Genomic DNA, 17,127 nt, shown 5'->3' on the forward strand with positions numbered 1-17,127 from the left:
ACTCTGAAAATTAATTTAAGAAATATAATATCTATATGAGCGATAAAAAAGAAGAGTTTAACAAACACAATTATTCGGCCGATAGTATTCAGGCATTAGAAGGAATGGAGCACGTACGTATGCGTCCTTCTATGTATATTGGAGATGTTGGTGTACGTGGTTTGCACCATTTAGTATATGAAGTAGTAGATAACTCAATCGATGAGGCTTTAGCTGGACATTGTGATAATATTACAGTAACAATTAACGAGGATAACTCGATTACAACAGAAGATGATGGTCGTGGTATTCCTGTAGATTTACATAAAAAAGAAGGCATTTCTGCACTTGAGGTTGTAATGACTAAAATTGGTGCCGGTGGAAAATTCGATAAAGATTCTTACAAAGTATCTGGTGGTCTTCACGGTGTTGGTGTAAGTTGTGTAAATGCATTATCAGAACACTTAACAGCAACAGTTTATAGAAACGGAAAAATTTGGGAACAAGAATACGAACGAGGTAAATCTTTATATCCAGTAAAAGCCATTGGTGAGACAGATAAAAGAGGTACAATAGTAACTTTTAAACCAGACCCAACAATATTTACTCAAACATTAGAGTATAACTACGATACTTTAGCAAGTAGAATGCGTGAATTAGCGTATTTAAATAAAGGTATTACAGTACATTTAATAGACAAAAGAAGTAAAAAAGAAGATGGTTCTTACGAAGGTGAAACATTCCATTCAGAAGAAGGATTAAAAGAATTTATCAAATTTTTAGATGCAACAAGAGAACCTTTAATGAAAGATGTAATTTCTTTTGAAGGTGAAAAAAATGGAGTACCAGTTGAGGTTGCCATGGTATATAATACTAGTTATGCCGAAAATCTTCACTCTTATGTAAATAATATTAATACACACGAAGGTGGTACACACCTTTCTGGTTTTAGACGTGGTTTAACACATACACTTAAAAAGTATGCAGACGAGTCTGGAATGTTAGACAAGTTAAAGTTTGATATTGCAGGAGACGATTTTCGTGAAGGACTAACAGCAATTGTATCTGTTAAAGTTCAAGAACCACAATTTGAAGGGCAAACAAAAACTAAATTAGGAAACCGTGAAGTTTCTGCAGCAGTAAGTCAATCTGTTTCAGAGATGTTATCAGATTATTTAGAAGAAAACCCAGAAGATGCTAAAACCATTGTACAAAAAGTAATACTTGCAGCACAAGCACGTCACGCCGCTCAAAAAGCACGTGAAATGGTACAGCGTAAAACAGTAATGAGTATAGGTGGTTTACCTGGAAAATTATCAGACTGTTCAGAGCAAGATCCTGCAAAATGTGAAGTATACCTTGTCGAGGGAGATTCTGCAGGTGGTACAGCAAAACAAGGTCGAGATAGAGCATTTCAAGCCATTTTACCATTACGTGGTAAAATTCTTAATGTTGAAAAAGCAATGACGCATAAAGTATTTGAAAATGAAGAAATTAAAAACATTTTCACAGCTTTAGGTGTAACCATTGGTACTGAAGAAGATAGTAAAGCCTTAAACCTTTCAAAATTAAGATACCATAAAATAGTAATTATGTGTGATGCCGATATTGATGGTTCTCACATTGAAACACTTATTTTAACATTCTTCTTCCGTTATATGAAAGAATTAATTGAAAACGGGCATATTTACATTGCAACGCCACCTTTATATTTAATTAAAAAAGGAGCCAAAAAGCAGTATGCGTGGAATGATGAAGAACGTAAAGCTATAATGCAAGAGTTTGGAGAATCTTCAAAAATTCAACGTTACAAAGGTCTTGGAGAGATGAATGCAGAACAACTTTGGGATACAACAATGAATCCTGAATTTAGAACATTACGTCAAATTCATATAGATAATGGAGTAGAAGCAGATCGTGTATTCTCAATGTTAATGGGAGACGAAGTGCCGCCACGTCGTGAGTTTATAGAGAAAAATGCTATTTATGCCAATATTGATGCGTAACTATAAATACTAAATACTAAAAAACACCTTCAGTAAACTATTGAAGGTGTTTTTACGTTTATATGTAAAAGTACCAAATCTTAAAAAAAATAAAACATGAAAAAAATTGGATTCGTTCTTATTGCTATAGTGTTAACTTTTAGCAGTAATGCACAAGAAAATATAGACGATTTATTAGCAGCTGGTATAGATGATGCTAAGCGATTTTCAACAAATTATATAAAGCCAGCAAACGATGGTGTTGCTTATGGTATTAATAATGGTTGGTTTAATAATGCAAAAACACCAAAGCGTTTTGGGTTTGAGCTATCTGTAATAGGTAATGCAACATTTATAAATGATGAAGACAAACAATTTGTTTTAAACGTTAGTGATTACGAGAATATTCGTTTTCCAGATAATAGTCCAAGTAAAAGTGTTGCAACAGCATTAGGTCATAACGATCCGCCGCAAACAGTAATAATAACTTACGATGATCCTATTTTTGGTGATCAAGAACAAGAGTTCGAATTACCTACAGGAATAGGTTCTCAAAACGTAAATTTAATACCTACAGTATTTTTACAAGCTAGTTTTTCGCCATTTAAAGGCACGCAAATTAAAGGACGTTTTTTTCCTAAAGTAGAAACAGAAGATGTAAAAGTAGGATTATATGGCTTAGGGTTGCAACAAGATTTTACAGAATTATTACCAGCAGATAAAGTACTACCAATAACCATCTCTGGTTTAGTAGCCTATACGCATTTAGATGGAAGTTACGATTTTACAAGCTCAAGCAGTGTAGCAGGAGAAAACCAAAGAGTAGAGACAGAAACTAACACACTTTTGTTTCAGGCCATAGTAGGTACACGTTTAAAAATTGTTAATTTCTTTGGCGCTGTAGGTTATATTACTGGAGAAAATGAAACAAGTTTATTAGGAACTTATACAGTTTCAGATGGTGTTTTCTTTTCAGAAGATATCGTAGATCCTTTCACAATAGAATCAGACACAAAAGGTGTAACTGCAACTTTAGGAGCAAACTTAAAATTAGGATTTTTTGGTTTAAATGCAGCTTATACAATTGCAGATTTTAATAGTGCATCTTTAGGAATGAATTTCAGCTTTTAAAAGTCTAATATTAAGCTAATTTTTGATGCAAAAGTTGTAAATTTGAATCTTAAAATTATACACAAACTAAAAATATAAAAAACAAATGAAAGTAACAGTAGTTGGAGCAGGAGCAGTAGGAGCAAGTTGTGCAGAGTATATTGCAATTAAAGATTTCGCTAGCGAAGTTGTAATTTTAGATATTAAAGAAGGTTTTGCCGAAGGTAAAGCAATGGATTTAATGCAAACTGCTTCATTAAATAGTTTCGATACAAAAATAACAGGAAGTACTAATGATTATTCTAAAACAGCAGGATCTGATGTTTGTGTAATTACTTCTGGAATTCCTAGAAAACCAGGTATGACTCGTGAAGAGTTAATAGGTATCAATGCAGGAATTGTAAAATCTGTATCTGCTAGTTTAATCGAGCATTCTCCAAATACAATAATCATTGTAGTATCTAACCCAATGGATACAATGACGTATTTAGTACATAAAACAACAAACTTACCAAAAAACAGAATTATTGGAATGGGTGGAGCATTAGACTCAGCACGTTTCAAATACCGTTTAGCAGAAGCTTTAGGAGCACCTATTAGTGATGTAGACGGAATGGTAATTGGTGGACATAGCGATAAAGGTATGGTGCCTTTAATTGGTAAAGCAGCAAGAAACAGTGTGAAAGTTTCAGAGTTTCTATCAGAAGAACGTATGGATCAAGTTGTACAAGATACTAAAGTTGGAGGCGCAACACTTACAGGTTTATTAGGTACATCTGCATGGTATGCTCCAGGAGCAGCAGTATCAGCTATGGTGCAAGCAATTGCTTGCGATACTAAAAAAATATTCCCATGTTCTGCATTATTAGATGGAGAATTTGGTTTAAACGATTTATCAATTGGAGTACCTTGTGTATTAGGTGCTAACGGAATTGAAGAAATTGTAGAAATAAGTTTAACAGATGCTGAAAAAGAAAAACTATCAGAATCTGCTGAAGGTGTTAAGAAAACAAACGGTCTTTTAGAGCTTTAATAATTAACACATTTTGTTGTTTAAATACTTGTGGCAAGGTAATTGCCTATTTGTATAGAGTAACAAAAAAATATACTATAATCAATAAAATTTAAACAATGAAAAAATTAGTACTTATTTTATTAGTAGCCATTAGCTTTAACGCTTTTGCACAAGAAAAATTAGCTGAAGGTGTTTTAGTTAGTAAAATGACAATGTCAAGTGACAATGAGCAAATGAATGCTCAATTAGCTATGGTAGGAGACTTAGAATCTACAACATATTTTAAAGGCCTTAAATCTCGTAATGAAACTAACAACCCAATGACTGGTGAAGTTATTACAATTGCAGATAATGAAGCTAAAGAGCTTATGATTTTAATGAATAATCCTATGGCCGGAAAAATGTATTCAAAATCTGAAATTAAAGATTCTGAAGAAGATTTAGAAGGTGTTATTGTAAAAAAAGGTACAGAGACAAAAACAATATTAGGTTACGATTGTGATCAATACGTTGTAACAATGACTCAAGGTGGGCAAAGTATGGATATGGAAATATTTGCAACTAAAGCAATAAATGCTTACTCTCAACAAACAGCAGGTTTTTCTCAAAAAGTTGAAGGGTTTCCATTGTACTTTAAAATGACAATGGATCAAGGAGGATCAAAAATGACTATCCTTAACGAAGTTACAGATATCAAAAAAGAATCTGTTTCGGCTGATAAATTTGATATGACGCCTCCAGAAGGTTACGAAGAAAGAAAGCAGTAATAAATAATATTACTAAAAAAGAGCAACAGAAATGTTGCTCTTTTTTTTTGTTTAAAACAATTATATAGTAAGACTTTAAAGTATTTTTTTATTAAGAGTTTTTAGTACAAAACACCATTATTTTTCTATATTTGGCGCATGAAGATAAAATGGTACATAAGTGCTTTAATAATTGTTTTTGCGGTATTAGGGATGTCGCAAGAGCAAAGCGTTGTACCAAATCAAGAAGTCTTACTTCAGTTCTCTAACAATAAAATAGATGTAAGTGAAAAGCAAGAGGCGCTTTTAACTGTAAAACAACAGTTAAAAAGTGTTGGTGCTAAACATATTCAAGTTCGAGAATTAAAAAACGGAACTTTAAAAATCACTTACCTTAGTATTACAAACACAGCAAATGTAGAAGCAGCGCTATCAAACACTATAGATGTAGAAAGTACTAAAGATGGAGAAACACCATTAAATCAAGATAAAAAAACGTACAATCTTGATGTTTATGAAATTTTAAAAGCAAACGATTCTACTTCAGGCATTGGTGATAAATTTGTATTCGAGTTAAAACAAGAATATGTTAGGTTCTACAATCCTAATGTTGTTTTATATTGTGTAAATATTGTAAACAACGAAACAACTAATTTAGTTAAAGTTGCGTATAAAATTAATAAATCTGTTGCCAGTGCAATAGATAATTACTCATACAAAATACCTGAGGTTCGTGCTGGACCAATCTGCTAACAGGTTATTTTAATTTAAAAAGCGCTTATTTTTTAAACCAAAAATGAGCAAAATTCATTTCAACATTTAATAAAACAAAGGTCAAAATAAAATAGCAATGCATAATTTGCAAGCTAAAAACGTTTATTTTGACTACAAATTAACACAATCATGCAAAACAAAGGATTAGTAATATTATTTGCTATTTTATTCGGTTTGGTAAGTATCTATCAATTGTCTTTCTCATTTGGAAACAATATTATAGAGTCTGATGCCGAACAATTCGCAGCATCAAAAATAGATGCTTCCGTAGAAGATTTTAAAAACAAAAGAAAAGCCTTAGAAGTAAGCTATTTAGATTCATTAGCATCTTCAAAAGAAAGTGTATTCATGGGAAGCACTTATGCAGAGGTTAAAGAAAACTCAATGAAGTTAGGTCTTGACCTTAAAGGTGGTTTAGAGGCTATCTTACAAGTATCTGTAAAAGATATCTTAAAAGGATTAGCTAATAACAGTAAAGATCCTGTATTTAATAAAGCTTTAGAAGATGCAGACGAGCTTCAAAAAAATTCTCAAAACGATTATATTGAAGATTTTTATACATCATTTGATGCTATAAAAGGAGATAAAAAATTATCATCTCCAGACATTTTTGCAACACGTTCTTTAGAAGATGAAATAAGAATGGACTCTTCAGAAGAAGACGTAAAAAGAGTAATTACAAGAAAAATTGATGAGTCAATAAACTCTGCATTACAAGTATTACGTACACGTATTGACCAATTTGGTGTAGCATCTCCAAACATTCAACGTTTAGGAACTTCTGGTAGAATTTTAGTAGAATTACCAGGTGTTAAAGATGTAGAGCGTGCAAAAGCATTAATAACAGGAACAGCACAATTAGAGTTTTGGTTTGCTATGAAAGCAGATGGTTTATATCAATATATGAGTGATGTAAACGCTTTCTTAAAAAACGAACAAGAAGCAGCAAGTACAGCTACAGACTCTACAGCAGTAGCAGCAGACGAAGCAGAAGAAGCCGATGATTTAATTGGAGATTTAACTGGTGAAACAGATGAAACTACAACGGTAGTTAACCCATTTTTAGATTTAGTTAAAGGTCCTGGATACCAAGGAGGTCCAATACTTGGAATGTTTAATATTACAGACAAACAAAAAGTATTAGATATCTTAAATCGTCCTGAGATAAAATCACTTTTACCTGCAAATGCTAAAGAAGCTAAATTTGTATTTGGTAAGCCAGAAAAAGACAGTGAATTAGTAGCATTATATGCGTTACAAGGTAATAGAGATAATGTACCACCATTAAGCGGTAGTATAGATGATGCAAGACAAGATTATAACTTAGCGAACCAAGTAGTTGTTTCTATGCAAATGGATGCAAAGGGATCAAGAATTTGGGAAGAAATGACAACTAAGGCTTATAAAGAAAGAAGCCAAATTGCTATTGTACTTGATAACTTAGTATATTCTGCACCAGGTATTAATAATGGACCAATTGCAGGAGGAAGTTCTCAAATTTCAGGAGACTTTACAGTAAACGAAGCAATAGATTTAGCAAACGTTTTACGTGCTGGTAAATTACCAGCTAAGGCAACAATTATTCAAAGTGATGAGGTAGGACCAACATTAGGTCAAGAAGCGATAGATAGTGGTACAATGTCTTTTGGTATTGCTTTAGCATTAGTTTTAATATGGATGTTCTTTTACTACGGTAAAGCAGGTTTATTTGCAGACATTGCAATGTTATTAAACATCTTATTAATTTTTGGAGTATTATCTGGAATTGGTGCTGTATTAACATTACCTGGTATCGCTGGTATTGTATTAACAATTGGTATGTCGGTAGATGCAAACGTACTTATTTTCGAGCGTATTAGAGAAGAGTTAGCAAAAGGTAAAGACCAAAAATCTGCAATAAAAGATGGATTTAGTAATGCATTATCTTCAATTTTAGATGCAAACATTACAACAGGATTAACAGCACTAATATTATTTATATTTGGTACAGGACCAATTAAAGGTTTTGCAACTACATTATTAATAGGTATAGGTACATCATTATTTACAGCAATCTTTATTACAAGGTTATTAGTAGACTGGTATGCAAACAAAGGAGGTAAGTTAGATTTCTCAACAGGAATTACTAAAAACTTATTTAGAAACATTAATATAGCCTTCTTAAAGAAACGTAAAACAGCCTACATTATCTCTGCAGTATTAATTGTAGGAAGTTTAGCATCATTATTTACAAATGGTTTAGACGAAGGTGTAGATTTTGTTGGAGGTAGAACGTACCAAGTACGTTTTGACCAGCCAGTAAGCGCATCAGAAATTACAGCAACATTATCAGACGCAGCAGTATTTGGTAGTGCAGATGCTAAAACATTTGGTGAAGACAACCAGTTAAAAATTACAACAAAGCATAGAATTGATGAAGCAACAGAAGAAGCAGACGAAGAAATGCGTCAAACTTTATTTAATGCTTTACAACCACACTTAAACGGTATGGATTATGCAACATTTATTAGTAATGCCGAAGGTAAAACAGCAGGACTAATGAAAAAGTATAAAGTAAGTCCAACAATTGCAGACGATATTAAAAAGGCATCTTTCTGGGCCGTTTTAGGATCTTTAATTGTAGTATTCCTATACATTTTATTCCGTTTTAAAAGATGGCAATTCTCACTTGGTGCAGTAGCAGCAGTATTCCACGATGTATTAATCGTATTAGGAGTATTCTCACTAACATACAAGTTTATGCCATTCTCAATGGAAATAGATCAAGCATTTATAGCAGCCATACTTACAGTAATTGGTTACTCATTAAATGATACCGTAGTTGTATTCGATAGAATTCGTGAATTCTTTAACGAGCACACAGACTGGGATTTCGATAGAGTAATAGACAAATCTTTAAGCTCTACATTAAGTAGAACATTAAACACCTCTTTAACTACATTAGTAGTATTATTAGCCATCTTTATTTTTGGTGGAGAATCTATTAGAGGTTTCATGTTTGCATTAATAGTAGGTGTAATAGTAGGTACATATTCATCTTTATTTATCGCAACACCAATCATGTACGATAGTGTTAAAAAAGGAGATGCAACAGATGCTTTAAAAAACAAAGTACAAGAAGAAGAATTAGACCAAGCAAAAGCTTAATCTAAAACCTTAAACAATAAAAAAGCCTTTTAGTTTTAAACTAAAAGGCTTTTTTTATACATTAAAAATAATGGTTTGGGCGTTACCAAGCCAGCAAGCATGTCTTGGTCAGGCTCTCGCAAGTCGCTATTAAAAATGAGCTCCAACAATTGCTCCATCCTTAACGCGGGCTAGCCTAAGTGTTTCTCTCAATCCAACGGTTTGTATTAACCCAAAGTGAATTAGCAAAACGTGTTCTAAAAAAACCAAAATGGCCAACATCTTCAATATTTAAATCACTAGGTATAATATGCTGCCTATCTACTTTAGCATATTTAAAAACATGAGCTAACCAATCTACCGTTTTTCTAGGAGCAAAACCATCATTAGGAAAACTTAAAACTAATAACGGGCATTTAATGCTACTTACATATAAGGCTTTTGTTGTGGCAACATCTAAAAAATAACTCTTTTTAATTCCCCAACTGCGCCATTGGTATACAACCTGTTTAGGTAAGTTTTCAAAAAGCAATAACTTTTTAGCAGGAAAGTAACCAAATAAAGGCGTAGTGGCAGGAATAACCAAATACCAGTATAAAAACATTTTTAGTTTGCCTAAGCCACTAAATAATTTCCAATAGCCAGATTGCGACCCAACAGTAATAATATTAGAAACAAGCGAAATATGTTTGTTAAACGCTATAAGTTGTCCGCCAATACTATGTGTAATTAAAGTAATAGAGTGTAAAGTGTTTTGCGATTTAGCAAATTTTAAAACATCGGCTTGGTTATTAGCCCAATCGTATAAATCGCAAGTGTTATTTTTTAAGCTTGTTTTTTTAGATAAGCCAATACCAGAATAATCAAAAGTATAAACAGTAAAGCCTAATGAGCAAAAATGCTCGGCAAATTTAAAATAGAACGATTGTAAAACACCGGTTGCAGATGAGATTACAATGCTTTTGTTATTGCTAGATACAGGAACAAATTGAGTTATAGAAACAGAATGGTTTTTACTCGACTCTATTTCTACAACAAACTGTTTCAATTTATCGTACTAATTTATATTCAAAATAATCCATTGTATCACCAACCTCTAAAAACCATTTTTCGCAAAGTCCTGCATTTACCTCTAAAACAAATTGAGCTAATGCATTAGATGGTAGAGAACGCTCGTCTAAAGGTTGTGCGTTTTCTTGAAAACTAACGACTTTTTTATTATGGTCTAAGAAAATTAAATCTAAAGGAAAGCGTGTGTTTTTCATGTAAAAATTACGCTCTCTTATTTCATTAAAAACAAACAGCATGCCTTGGTTTTCTTTCATGCTATCTCTATACATTAACCCTGTTTGTATTTCAAAATCTGTTTTAGCAATTTCAATATCTAATTTTGCTATAATTGTATCGCTATCACTTTTGTAAAGTGTTAATTCTCCTTCTTTAGAGAAAGTAACTTTGGCTTGTTTAACTGTTTTGGGTTCACTTTTACAAGCTACAATTGTAGATAGAGCAAAACAGCTTAAAAGTAATATTTTAAAAATTCTCATTATTAGTTAGTTTGTTTTTGTTTGTAAAAAAATACAAAGTAAAGCCCTATTAAAATAAACGGAATACTTAATAATTGTCCTGTATTTAGTAACCAATCTGCACGCTCTGGATTTTGTGCTTCTTTTACAAATTCTACAAAGAAACGTACAGTCCATAATAAGATTAAAAATAACCCAAATAGGAAACCTGGTTGATTGCCTTTATTTGTTTTTAAATAAAAGTATAAAAGTATTAGAAAAACAAATATGTAAGCAAATGCTTCATATAATTGTGCTGCATGCCTATAAGGTACGGCTTCTAATAGGTTTTGAAATTGCGGGTTGTTTGTTACAGCTTGGTAAGCCTTTTTGTAATCTTGAATTCCAGTAAGTTTGACAATTTCTTCTTTTCTGTAGTATTCTTGTATAAACCTTACGCCTAATGGAGAGTCTGTTATTTTTCCTATAATTTCTGAGTTTATAAAGTTTCCTATTCTTATAAATACAGCACCAGATGCTACGGTTATTACAATACGGTCTAAAATCCACATTATAGATTTGTACTTATATTTTTTACGGTATAAATACATGGCAACTATAATTCCTATTGCGGCACCATGACTTGCTAAACCAGAGAATCCTGAAAATTCAAACACTGGATTAAAACGAAATGGTAGAAATACACTAAAAAAGTCTTGAGAGAATAGTTCTGGTTGATAAAAAATTACGTGACCTAATCGTGCACCAAGCATGGTTGCTAAAACGGTGTAAATAAATAGTGGGTCTAAGTATTCTATGTTTACTTTTTCTCGTAAAAAAATACGTTTCATTATATTCCAGCCTAAAACAAATGCGATGACCCACATTAGGCTGTAAAAGTGAATTTTAAAATTTCCAACAATATCAATTCCTGTTAATGGATTCCAGTTGAATTCTAATAAGTACATAGGTTGTTTTTTAATAAGCGTAAATATAGTATTAACCATTGGAGATTACAATGTTTATTTAAAAACTAATCTTTGGTAGTGCGTTAAGGATGGAAACGGCATCCTTTTTTTTGCTGCCGTATATGGCAAAAAAAAGATATAGTGTACAGCCTGACCAAGACATGCTTGCTGGCTTGGTAACGCCATTAATTTTATGGTATGGGATCGTAACCTTTGTCTCCTCAAGGCGACAGAGCGAAAAAAAATGTACAGTGTACATTTTAAGCGATTGGGCGAGCTGGCGCGTTGGAGAGTTGTCATTCTTTTTTATGGTACTGGATCGTAACCTTTGCCTCCCCAAGGATGACAACTCAATATTCGCTTTATACTTAGTTTCATTCCTTTTAAAAAACCGTGTTTTGTTAAGGCTTCTTTGGTGTATTGTGAGCATGTAGGTTGGTATCTACATGTTGCTGGTGTAAATGGTGATATAAAAGTTTGATAGACTTTTATTATAAATAGAAAGGGTGCGATTGCTATTTTTTTCATTTTTTATACAACAGTTATTAGTCTTTTTTAGACTAATTTGTTGTGAATGTTGTGCCTTCTCTGCTGTCGTTTAATGTGATGCCTACTGCTGCTAATTCGTCACGTATTTTATCTGATAGGGCAAAGTCTTTATTTGCTCTTGCTTCTTGTCTTAATTTTATTAGTAGCTCTACGGCTCCTGATAGTTTTTCTGTTCCGGCACCAGATTCTTGATTGTTTTTTAAGCCTAAAATATCGAACACAAAAATATTAAACACGTCTTTTAGTGTTTTTAAGTCTTCGGTTGTTATTGTTTTGCTTCCTTCTTTTATTGCATTTACTTGGTTTACGCCTTCAAATAGATTTGCAATTAAAATTGGTGTATTAAAATCGTCGTTCATGGCATCGTAGCAAGATTGCTTCCATGCTTGTATATCGAAACTGGTTTGGTTTGCTGTTTTTAGCTTTTCTATATCGTCTACAGCATTCATTAGCCTATTAAAGCCTTTTTCGCTTGCTAAAAGACCATTGTCTGTTAGGTCTAAAACACTTCTGTATGCAGATTGCATCATGAAAAATCGTACAACACTTGGGTTGTAGGCTTTAGACATGATATTGTTTTTGCCCGAAAGTAGCTCGGCAGGATTAATAATATTTCCTGTAGATTTACTCATTCTTGCACCGTTAAGTTCTAACATATTGGCATGCATCCAGTAGTTTACTGGAAATTGCCCAAGTGCTGCTTGGTTTTGGGCAATTTCACATTCGTGATGTGGAAATTTTAAATCCATACCGCCACCATGAATATCAAATTGATTACCTAAATATTTTGTGCTCATGGCTGTACATTCTAAATGCCAACCTGGAAAACCGTCACTCCATGGTGATGGCCAACGCATAATGTGTGTTGGTTCGGCTTTTTTCCAAAGTGCAAAATCTTGAGGGTTTTTTTTGTCGCTCTGTCCGTCTAATGCTCTGGTGTTATGTATTAAGTCTTCAAGTTTTCGCTTGCTTAAAATACCATAATCGTTGGTTTCGTTATACTTGTGAACATCGAAATATACAGAGCCATTTACTACGTAGCCAAAACCATTCTCTATAATAGCGTTTATAAGTTCTATTTGCTCAATAATATGTCCTGTTGCTGTTGGCTCTATACTTGGAGGTAGTAAATTAAATGTGTTTATTACATTGTGAAAATCTACAGTATAACGCTGTACAATTTCCATTGGTTCTATTTCCTCTAAACGTGCTTTTTTTGTTATTTTATCTTCTCCAACATCTGCATCGTTTTCTAAATGTCCAGCATCTGTAATATTACGAACGTAACGTACTTTATATCCTAAATGTTTAAGGTAGCGAAAAACCATATCAAAAGACATAAATGTTCTTACATTACCTAAATGTACATTACTGTAAACAGTAGGACCGCAAACATACATACCAACATAACCTTCGTTTATAGATTTAAAAGGTTCTTTTTTTCCTGTTAAAGAATTATAGATTTTTATTTGTTGATTTTTGTATAACTGCATTGCTTTTATAGTTAGAATGAAACTTTTTGTGTTTTAAATGGAAGACAAAAATATTAAAATTTAGTCTCTAAGCTAATGTAATCTAAAAACTCACGTTTGGTTTCTTTGTTTTTAAATTGACCACCAAATTCTGAAGTTACCGTGCTACTTTCAATATCACGAATACCTCTTGAATTTACGCATAAGTGTTTAGCATCTATTACACAGGCAACATCTTCTGTATTTAAAACTTTTTGAAGTTCTTTTACAACTTGTATAGTTAAACGTTCTTGTACTTGTGGGCGTTTTGCAAAATAGTCTACAATACGATTCATTTTAGATAAACCAACGACATTACCATTAGAAATATAAGCTATATGTGCTTTACCAACTATTGGTAATAAATGGTGTTCGCAGGTAGAGTAAAGTGTAATGTTTTTTTCTACTAGCATTTCACCATACTTATACTTATTATCAAAAGTAGAAGCATTTGGTTTTTTATCTGGATTTAAACCACCAAAAATTTCGTTTACAAACATTTTTGCAACACGTTTTGGTGTACCACTCAAACTATCGTCTGTTAAATCTAAACCTAGTGTTTCCATGATGTTACGAACATCATTTTGAATACGGTCTATTTTCTCTTTGTCTGTTAGCTTAAAAGCGTCAGATTTCATGGGAGTATCAGAAGAAGTGCCAACATGGTTTTCTCCTAATTCGTCATAGTCATTTGTTGTGTTTTCAACCTTCATATTTTGAAAAAAAATCTTTAGTCTGCAAAGATAAGTAATAAAAAAAAGAGTGCTACTAGGTAGGAGTTTTTTAATTTGTGTTGTTTAGTTTTTATAGCCTGTTAACGTTAACAAATAGTTAATTATTTTTTCCTATTTTTAGCATCTTAAATCAAATTTTTTTATGAAACTGAAATTATTATTCTTATGTGCCATAGCATTGTTTTTGAGTGTTTACAGTGTCTCAGCACAAACAAAAAAACAAAACCCTTTACCAGTTATAAATTATAATGAAAATGTTAATGCAGATTTAACTAAAAAGGAATTAGCATTTATTAAAGAGGTTTATGCCGATAAAGCAAATGAATATGTTTTAAGTAAACCACAGAGAATTAAGGATATAAAGAATATTTTGAGAAACAGAATTTCTATTGTAGAACATGCAAATAAAGATTTGTCAAGTTATAAACCTTTATCATCAGTTAAACTATTTAATAACTATAACAAAACTTTAACAAGGGATAATGTTTTTAATATGGAAACTTTTAACCCTTTAAAATATAATTTTAATTTTTATACAAGAGACATGAGTACTATCACTTATAGAATTGATAATACAAACTATCTTATAAATATTAAATCTCAGTATCAATAAATCTAAATAGATATAAAAAATGAAAAAAATTATTTTAGTAATATCACTACTTATATCAAATTTTATCTTTTCACAAGATATATTGATGCAAAATGGTATGTCTACACAATGTTCAGGAACTTTTTATGATTCTGGAGGACCATCAGGAAACTATAGTAGTGGAGAAAATTTTATATATACAATATGTCCAGAAAACGCAGGAGATATATTACAATTAAACTTTTCGCAATTTAGTACTCAAGGTGGAGCAGATATATTAACTATATATGATGGAGACGATACAACAGCTCCCGTTTTAGGAAATTTTTCTGGAGGTGGAGCCGCTAGTAATCCTGGTTTAGTTGAAGCTACCATAGCAAATGCAACAGGTTGTTTAACGCTTGAGTTTATAAGTGATGCTGGAGGAAATACTACAGGTTGGGTAGCCGAAATTTCTTGTTTTGAACCTTGTCAAACAATTACAGCTGTTTTAGATAGTACAAATCCAACAGTAAATGGAGCAGGACAAGTTGAAGCAGATTTAAATGAGGTTATTACATTTAATGGTAGTGGTGTATTTTCAAACTCTGGTGCAGGTGCAACTTATACATGGGATTTTGGTGACGGTAATTCATTAACAGGTCAAACTGTTAATTATGCATATACAACAACTGGGATTTTTGATGTGACTTTAACTATTACAGATACAAATCCTAATGGCTGTCAAAGTACAAATAATATTAATTTACAAGTAATAGCAGGAGCTTCAAGTCCAGGTAATCCAAGTGTTGATGCAGGTAATGATGTTGCTATAGATTGTACCACAGGTTGTGTTGATTTAAATGCTAGTTATTTAGATATTGGTCTAACTGATACTTATAATGTTAGTCAAATAGCCTTTGTACCTCCTTTTCCATTTAGTGGTTTAACAAATTCTGTAAATACTAATATAGATGATAGATGGGCTGGAGTAGAGGATTTACCTTTCGATTTTTGTTTTTTCACTAATACAGAAACACAATTTCAAGTAGGATCAAATGGTGTAATTAGATTTGATGTAGATCCTACAGATATAACTAATGGATTTGCTTTAGGTGCTGGTGATAATTTACCAAACAATACGAACCCTACTTTAGGAGAAGCAAATATTTTTTCACCTGTTCACGATATTAATCCCGCAACTAGTACAACAAACGAAATTAGATGGGAAATTATAGGTACAGCTCCAAATAGAGTTTTGGCAGTTTCTTATTTTGAAGTGCCTCTTTATTCTTGTACTTCTTTAGAAGCAACTCACATGGCGGTATTATATGAAACTACAAATGTTATAGATATTTATGTGAGAGATAAACCAACTTGTACAACTTTTAATGGTGGTAGAGCTGCAATTGGTATTCAAAATAATGCAGGAACAACTGCTTTTGTTCCGCCAGGAAGAAATGTTTCAGACTCTCCATGGACTACTAATGATGAAGCATGGAGATTTACACCAGCTGGACCGAGTGTTGTAGATTTTGCTTGGTTAGATGATACTGGTGCTATAATTGCTACAACACCAAGTTTAAATGTTTGTCCAACTACAACTACTACATATACAGCAAGAGTAACTTATAATAACTGTAACGGAGATGTTATTGTAGTAACAGATGATGTTGTTGTTTCTGTTCCAGTTAGTGTAGATTTAGGTCCAGATCAAAACTTATGTATTGGTGATCCAGATGTAGTTTTAGACGCTACTGTTTCATCAACTACTGCTACATATCAATGGGCTTTAGATAATGTTGATATTACTGGAGAAACTAATCCTACGCTTACAGTATCTTCTCCAGATTCTGGTACTTATAGTGTATCTATAACAGATGCTGGTTGTATCGTAGAAGATGATGTTATAATTAATTTTTCTGAAGGAGACGCTTCTTTTTCTTTAACACCTTCTTGCGATGGAGCATTAGCTACAATAACTGGAGATATGGGAGGAACATTTGCCTTTAGTCCAGCTCCTACCGATGGTGCAGTAATAGATGTTTCAACTGGAGAAATAACTAATGGAGTATCTGGGACGACTTACTCAGTGGAATATACTACAGGAGGAAGTTGTTCTGTTTCAAATATTGAAACTGTGACAATTACACAGGCTGATGATGCAACTTTTTCAATGATTTCAACTTGTGATGGAGGAACGGTAGATGCTATAGCAACAAGTGGTGGTGTTTTTGCTTTTAATCCAGCGCCAACAGATGCTGCTACTATAGATACTACAACTGGAGAGGTTTTAAATGGTACACCAGGAGCGAGTTATAATGTTGAATATACAACAACCGGAACTTGTTCTTCTACTTTTATATTTAATTTAGTAGTTACACCTCAAGACGATTCAACCTTTACCATGCAGCCAACCTGTGATGGAGCTACTGTAGATACCGTAGCCACACCAGGCGGCACCTATGTATTAAATCCAGATCCTGCAGATGGCTCAGTAATAGATGCAACCACAGGAACAATAACCGGCGGATTATCAGGCGCGAGTTACACT

Annotated in this window: 14 protein-coding genes; 8 read left to right on the top strand and 6 right to left on the bottom strand. The window is 32.7% G+C overall.

Annotation, left to right across the window (positions count from 1 at the left end; translation table 11 throughout):
* Positions 1–35: 35 nt before the first annotated feature.
* From gyrB to secDF, 6 genes are all read left to right on the top strand, one after another.
* Positions 36–1,985: a DNA topoisomerase (ATP-hydrolyzing) subunit B gene (gene gyrB / locus BM549_RS09345; RefSeq protein WP_290470016.1), complete on the top strand. Its 1,950-nt coding sequence runs from the start codon at positions 36–38 to the stop codon at positions 1,983–1,985.
* Between the two features lie 96 nt (positions 1,986–2,081).
* Positions 2,082–3,095, top strand: coding sequence for a DUF6588 family protein (locus BM549_RS09350; protein WP_290470017.1), 1,014 nt, complete (start codon positions 2,082–2,084; stop codon positions 3,093–3,095).
* An 85-nt stretch (positions 3,096–3,180) separates the two neighbouring features.
* Positions 3,181–4,107: a malate dehydrogenase gene (locus BM549_RS09355; RefSeq protein ID WP_290470018.1), complete on the top strand. Its 927-nt coding sequence runs from the start codon at positions 3,181–3,183 to the stop codon at positions 4,105–4,107.
* A 98-nt stretch (positions 4,108–4,205) separates the two neighbouring features.
* Positions 4,206–4,856, top strand: a complete 651-nt coding sequence (locus tag BM549_RS09360) for a DUF4412 domain-containing protein (RefSeq protein ID WP_290470019.1) — start codon at positions 4,206–4,208, stop codon at positions 4,854–4,856.
* Between the two features lie 138 nt (positions 4,857–4,994).
* Positions 4,995–5,588, top strand: a complete 594-nt coding sequence (locus BM549_RS09365; RefSeq protein WP_290470020.1) for a hypothetical protein — start codon at positions 4,995–4,997, stop codon at positions 5,586–5,588.
* A gap of 150 nt (positions 5,589–5,738) precedes the next feature.
* Positions 5,739–8,756 (top strand): protein translocase subunit SecDF, encoded by a 3,018-nt coding sequence (gene secDF / locus BM549_RS09370; RefSeq protein WP_290470021.1) that lies wholly within the window; start codon positions 5,739–5,741, stop codon positions 8,754–8,756.
* Between the two features lie 175 nt (positions 8,757–8,931).
* Here secDF and BM549_RS09375 read toward each other — a convergent pair whose 3' ends face one another.
* The 6 genes from BM549_RS09375 to folE form a co-directional block, all read right to left on the bottom strand.
* Entirely contained in the window at positions 8,932–9,783 is an 852-nt protein-coding gene (locus BM549_RS09375) for an alpha/beta fold hydrolase (protein ID WP_290470022.1), read from the bottom strand.
* A gap of 1 nt (position 9,784) precedes the next feature.
* On the bottom strand, positions 9,785–10,282 hold the full coding sequence (locus BM549_RS09380) for a DUF192 domain-containing protein (RefSeq protein WP_290470023.1): 498 nt from the start codon (positions 10,280–10,282) through the stop codon (positions 9,785–9,787).
* Positions 10,283–10,284: 2 nt separating this feature from the next.
* Positions 10,285–11,208, bottom strand: coding sequence for a prolipoprotein diacylglyceryl transferase (gene lgt / locus BM549_RS09385; protein ID WP_290470024.1), 924 nt, complete (start codon positions 11,206–11,208; stop codon positions 10,285–10,287).
* 306 nt (positions 11,209–11,514) lie between these two features.
* On the bottom strand, positions 11,515–11,736 hold the full coding sequence (gene yidD, locus BM549_RS09390) for a membrane protein insertion efficiency factor YidD (RefSeq protein WP_290470025.1): 222 nt from the start codon (positions 11,734–11,736) through the stop codon (positions 11,515–11,517).
* Positions 11,737–11,768: 32 nt separating this feature from the next.
* Positions 11,769–13,250, bottom strand: a complete 1,482-nt coding sequence (cysS, locus tag BM549_RS09395) for a cysteine--tRNA ligase (protein ID WP_290470026.1) — start codon at positions 13,248–13,250, stop codon at positions 11,769–11,771.
* Positions 13,251–13,303: 53 nt separating this feature from the next.
* Positions 13,304–13,981: a GTP cyclohydrolase I FolE gene (gene folE / locus BM549_RS09400; RefSeq protein ID WP_013868985.1), complete on the bottom strand. Its 678-nt coding sequence runs from the start codon at positions 13,979–13,981 to the stop codon at positions 13,304–13,306.
* Positions 13,982–14,144: 163 nt separating this feature from the next.
* On the opposite strand from folE, the gene BM549_RS09405 reads away from it, so the two are divergent.
* Both BM549_RS09405 and BM549_RS09410 read left to right on the top strand, forming a co-directional pair.
* Positions 14,145–14,615 carry a hypothetical protein gene (locus BM549_RS09405; RefSeq protein WP_290470027.1) on the top strand — a complete coding sequence of 157 codons (471 nt, stop codon included), beginning with the start codon at positions 14,145–14,147 and terminating at the stop codon, positions 14,613–14,615.
* Between the two features lie 19 nt (positions 14,616–14,634).
* Positions 14,635–17,127 (top strand): PKD domain-containing protein (locus BM549_RS09410; protein WP_290470028.1); only part of this gene is annotated, 2,493 nt, incomplete at its 3' end.

The sequence above is a fragment of the Lacinutrix sp. MedPE-SW genome (assembly GCF_001874145.1).
GTDB lineage: Bacteria > Bacteroidota > Bacteroidia > Flavobacteriales > Flavobacteriaceae > Lacinutrix.

What these genes read in the sequence shown, in the direction of transcription:
- gyrB (WP_290470016.1), top strand. Translation starts at nt 36, where the DNA reads ATGAGCGATAAAAAAGAAGAGTTTAACAAACACAATTATTCGGCCGAT.
- BM549_RS09350 (WP_290470017.1), top strand. Translation starts at nt 2,082, where the DNA reads ATGAAAAAAATTGGATTCGTTCTTATTGCTATAGTGTTAACTTTTAGC.
- BM549_RS09355 (WP_290470018.1), top strand. Translation starts at nt 3,181, where the DNA reads ATGAAAGTAACAGTAGTTGGAGCAGGAGCAGTAGGAGCAAGTTGTGCA.
- BM549_RS09360 (WP_290470019.1), top strand. Translation starts at nt 4,206, where the DNA reads ATGAAAAAATTAGTACTTATTTTATTAGTAGCCATTAGCTTTAACGCT.
- BM549_RS09365 (WP_290470020.1), top strand. Translation starts at nt 4,995, where the DNA reads ATGAAGATAAAATGGTACATAAGTGCTTTAATAATTGTTTTTGCGGTA.
- secDF (WP_290470021.1), top strand. Translation starts at nt 5,739, where the DNA reads ATGCAAAACAAAGGATTAGTAATATTATTTGCTATTTTATTCGGTTTG.
- BM549_RS09380 (WP_290470023.1), bottom strand. Translation starts at nt 10,282, where the DNA reads ATGAGAATTTTTAAAATATTACTTTTAAGCTGTTTTGCTCTATCTACA.
- lgt (WP_290470024.1), bottom strand. Translation starts at nt 11,208, where the DNA reads ATGTACTTATTAGAATTCAACTGGAATCCATTAACAGGAATTGATATT.
- yidD (WP_290470025.1), bottom strand. Translation starts at nt 11,736, where the DNA reads ATGAAAAAAATAGCAATCGCACCCTTTCTATTTATAATAAAAGTCTAT.
- cysS (WP_290470026.1), bottom strand. Translation starts at nt 13,250, where the DNA reads ATGCAGTTATACAAAAATCAACAAATAAAAATCTATAATTCTTTAACA.
- folE (WP_013868985.1), bottom strand. Translation starts at nt 13,981, where the DNA reads ATGAAGGTTGAAAACACAACAAATGACTATGACGAATTAGGAGAAAAC.
- BM549_RS09405 (WP_290470027.1), top strand. Translation starts at nt 14,145, where the DNA reads ATGAAACTGAAATTATTATTCTTATGTGCCATAGCATTGTTTTTGAGT.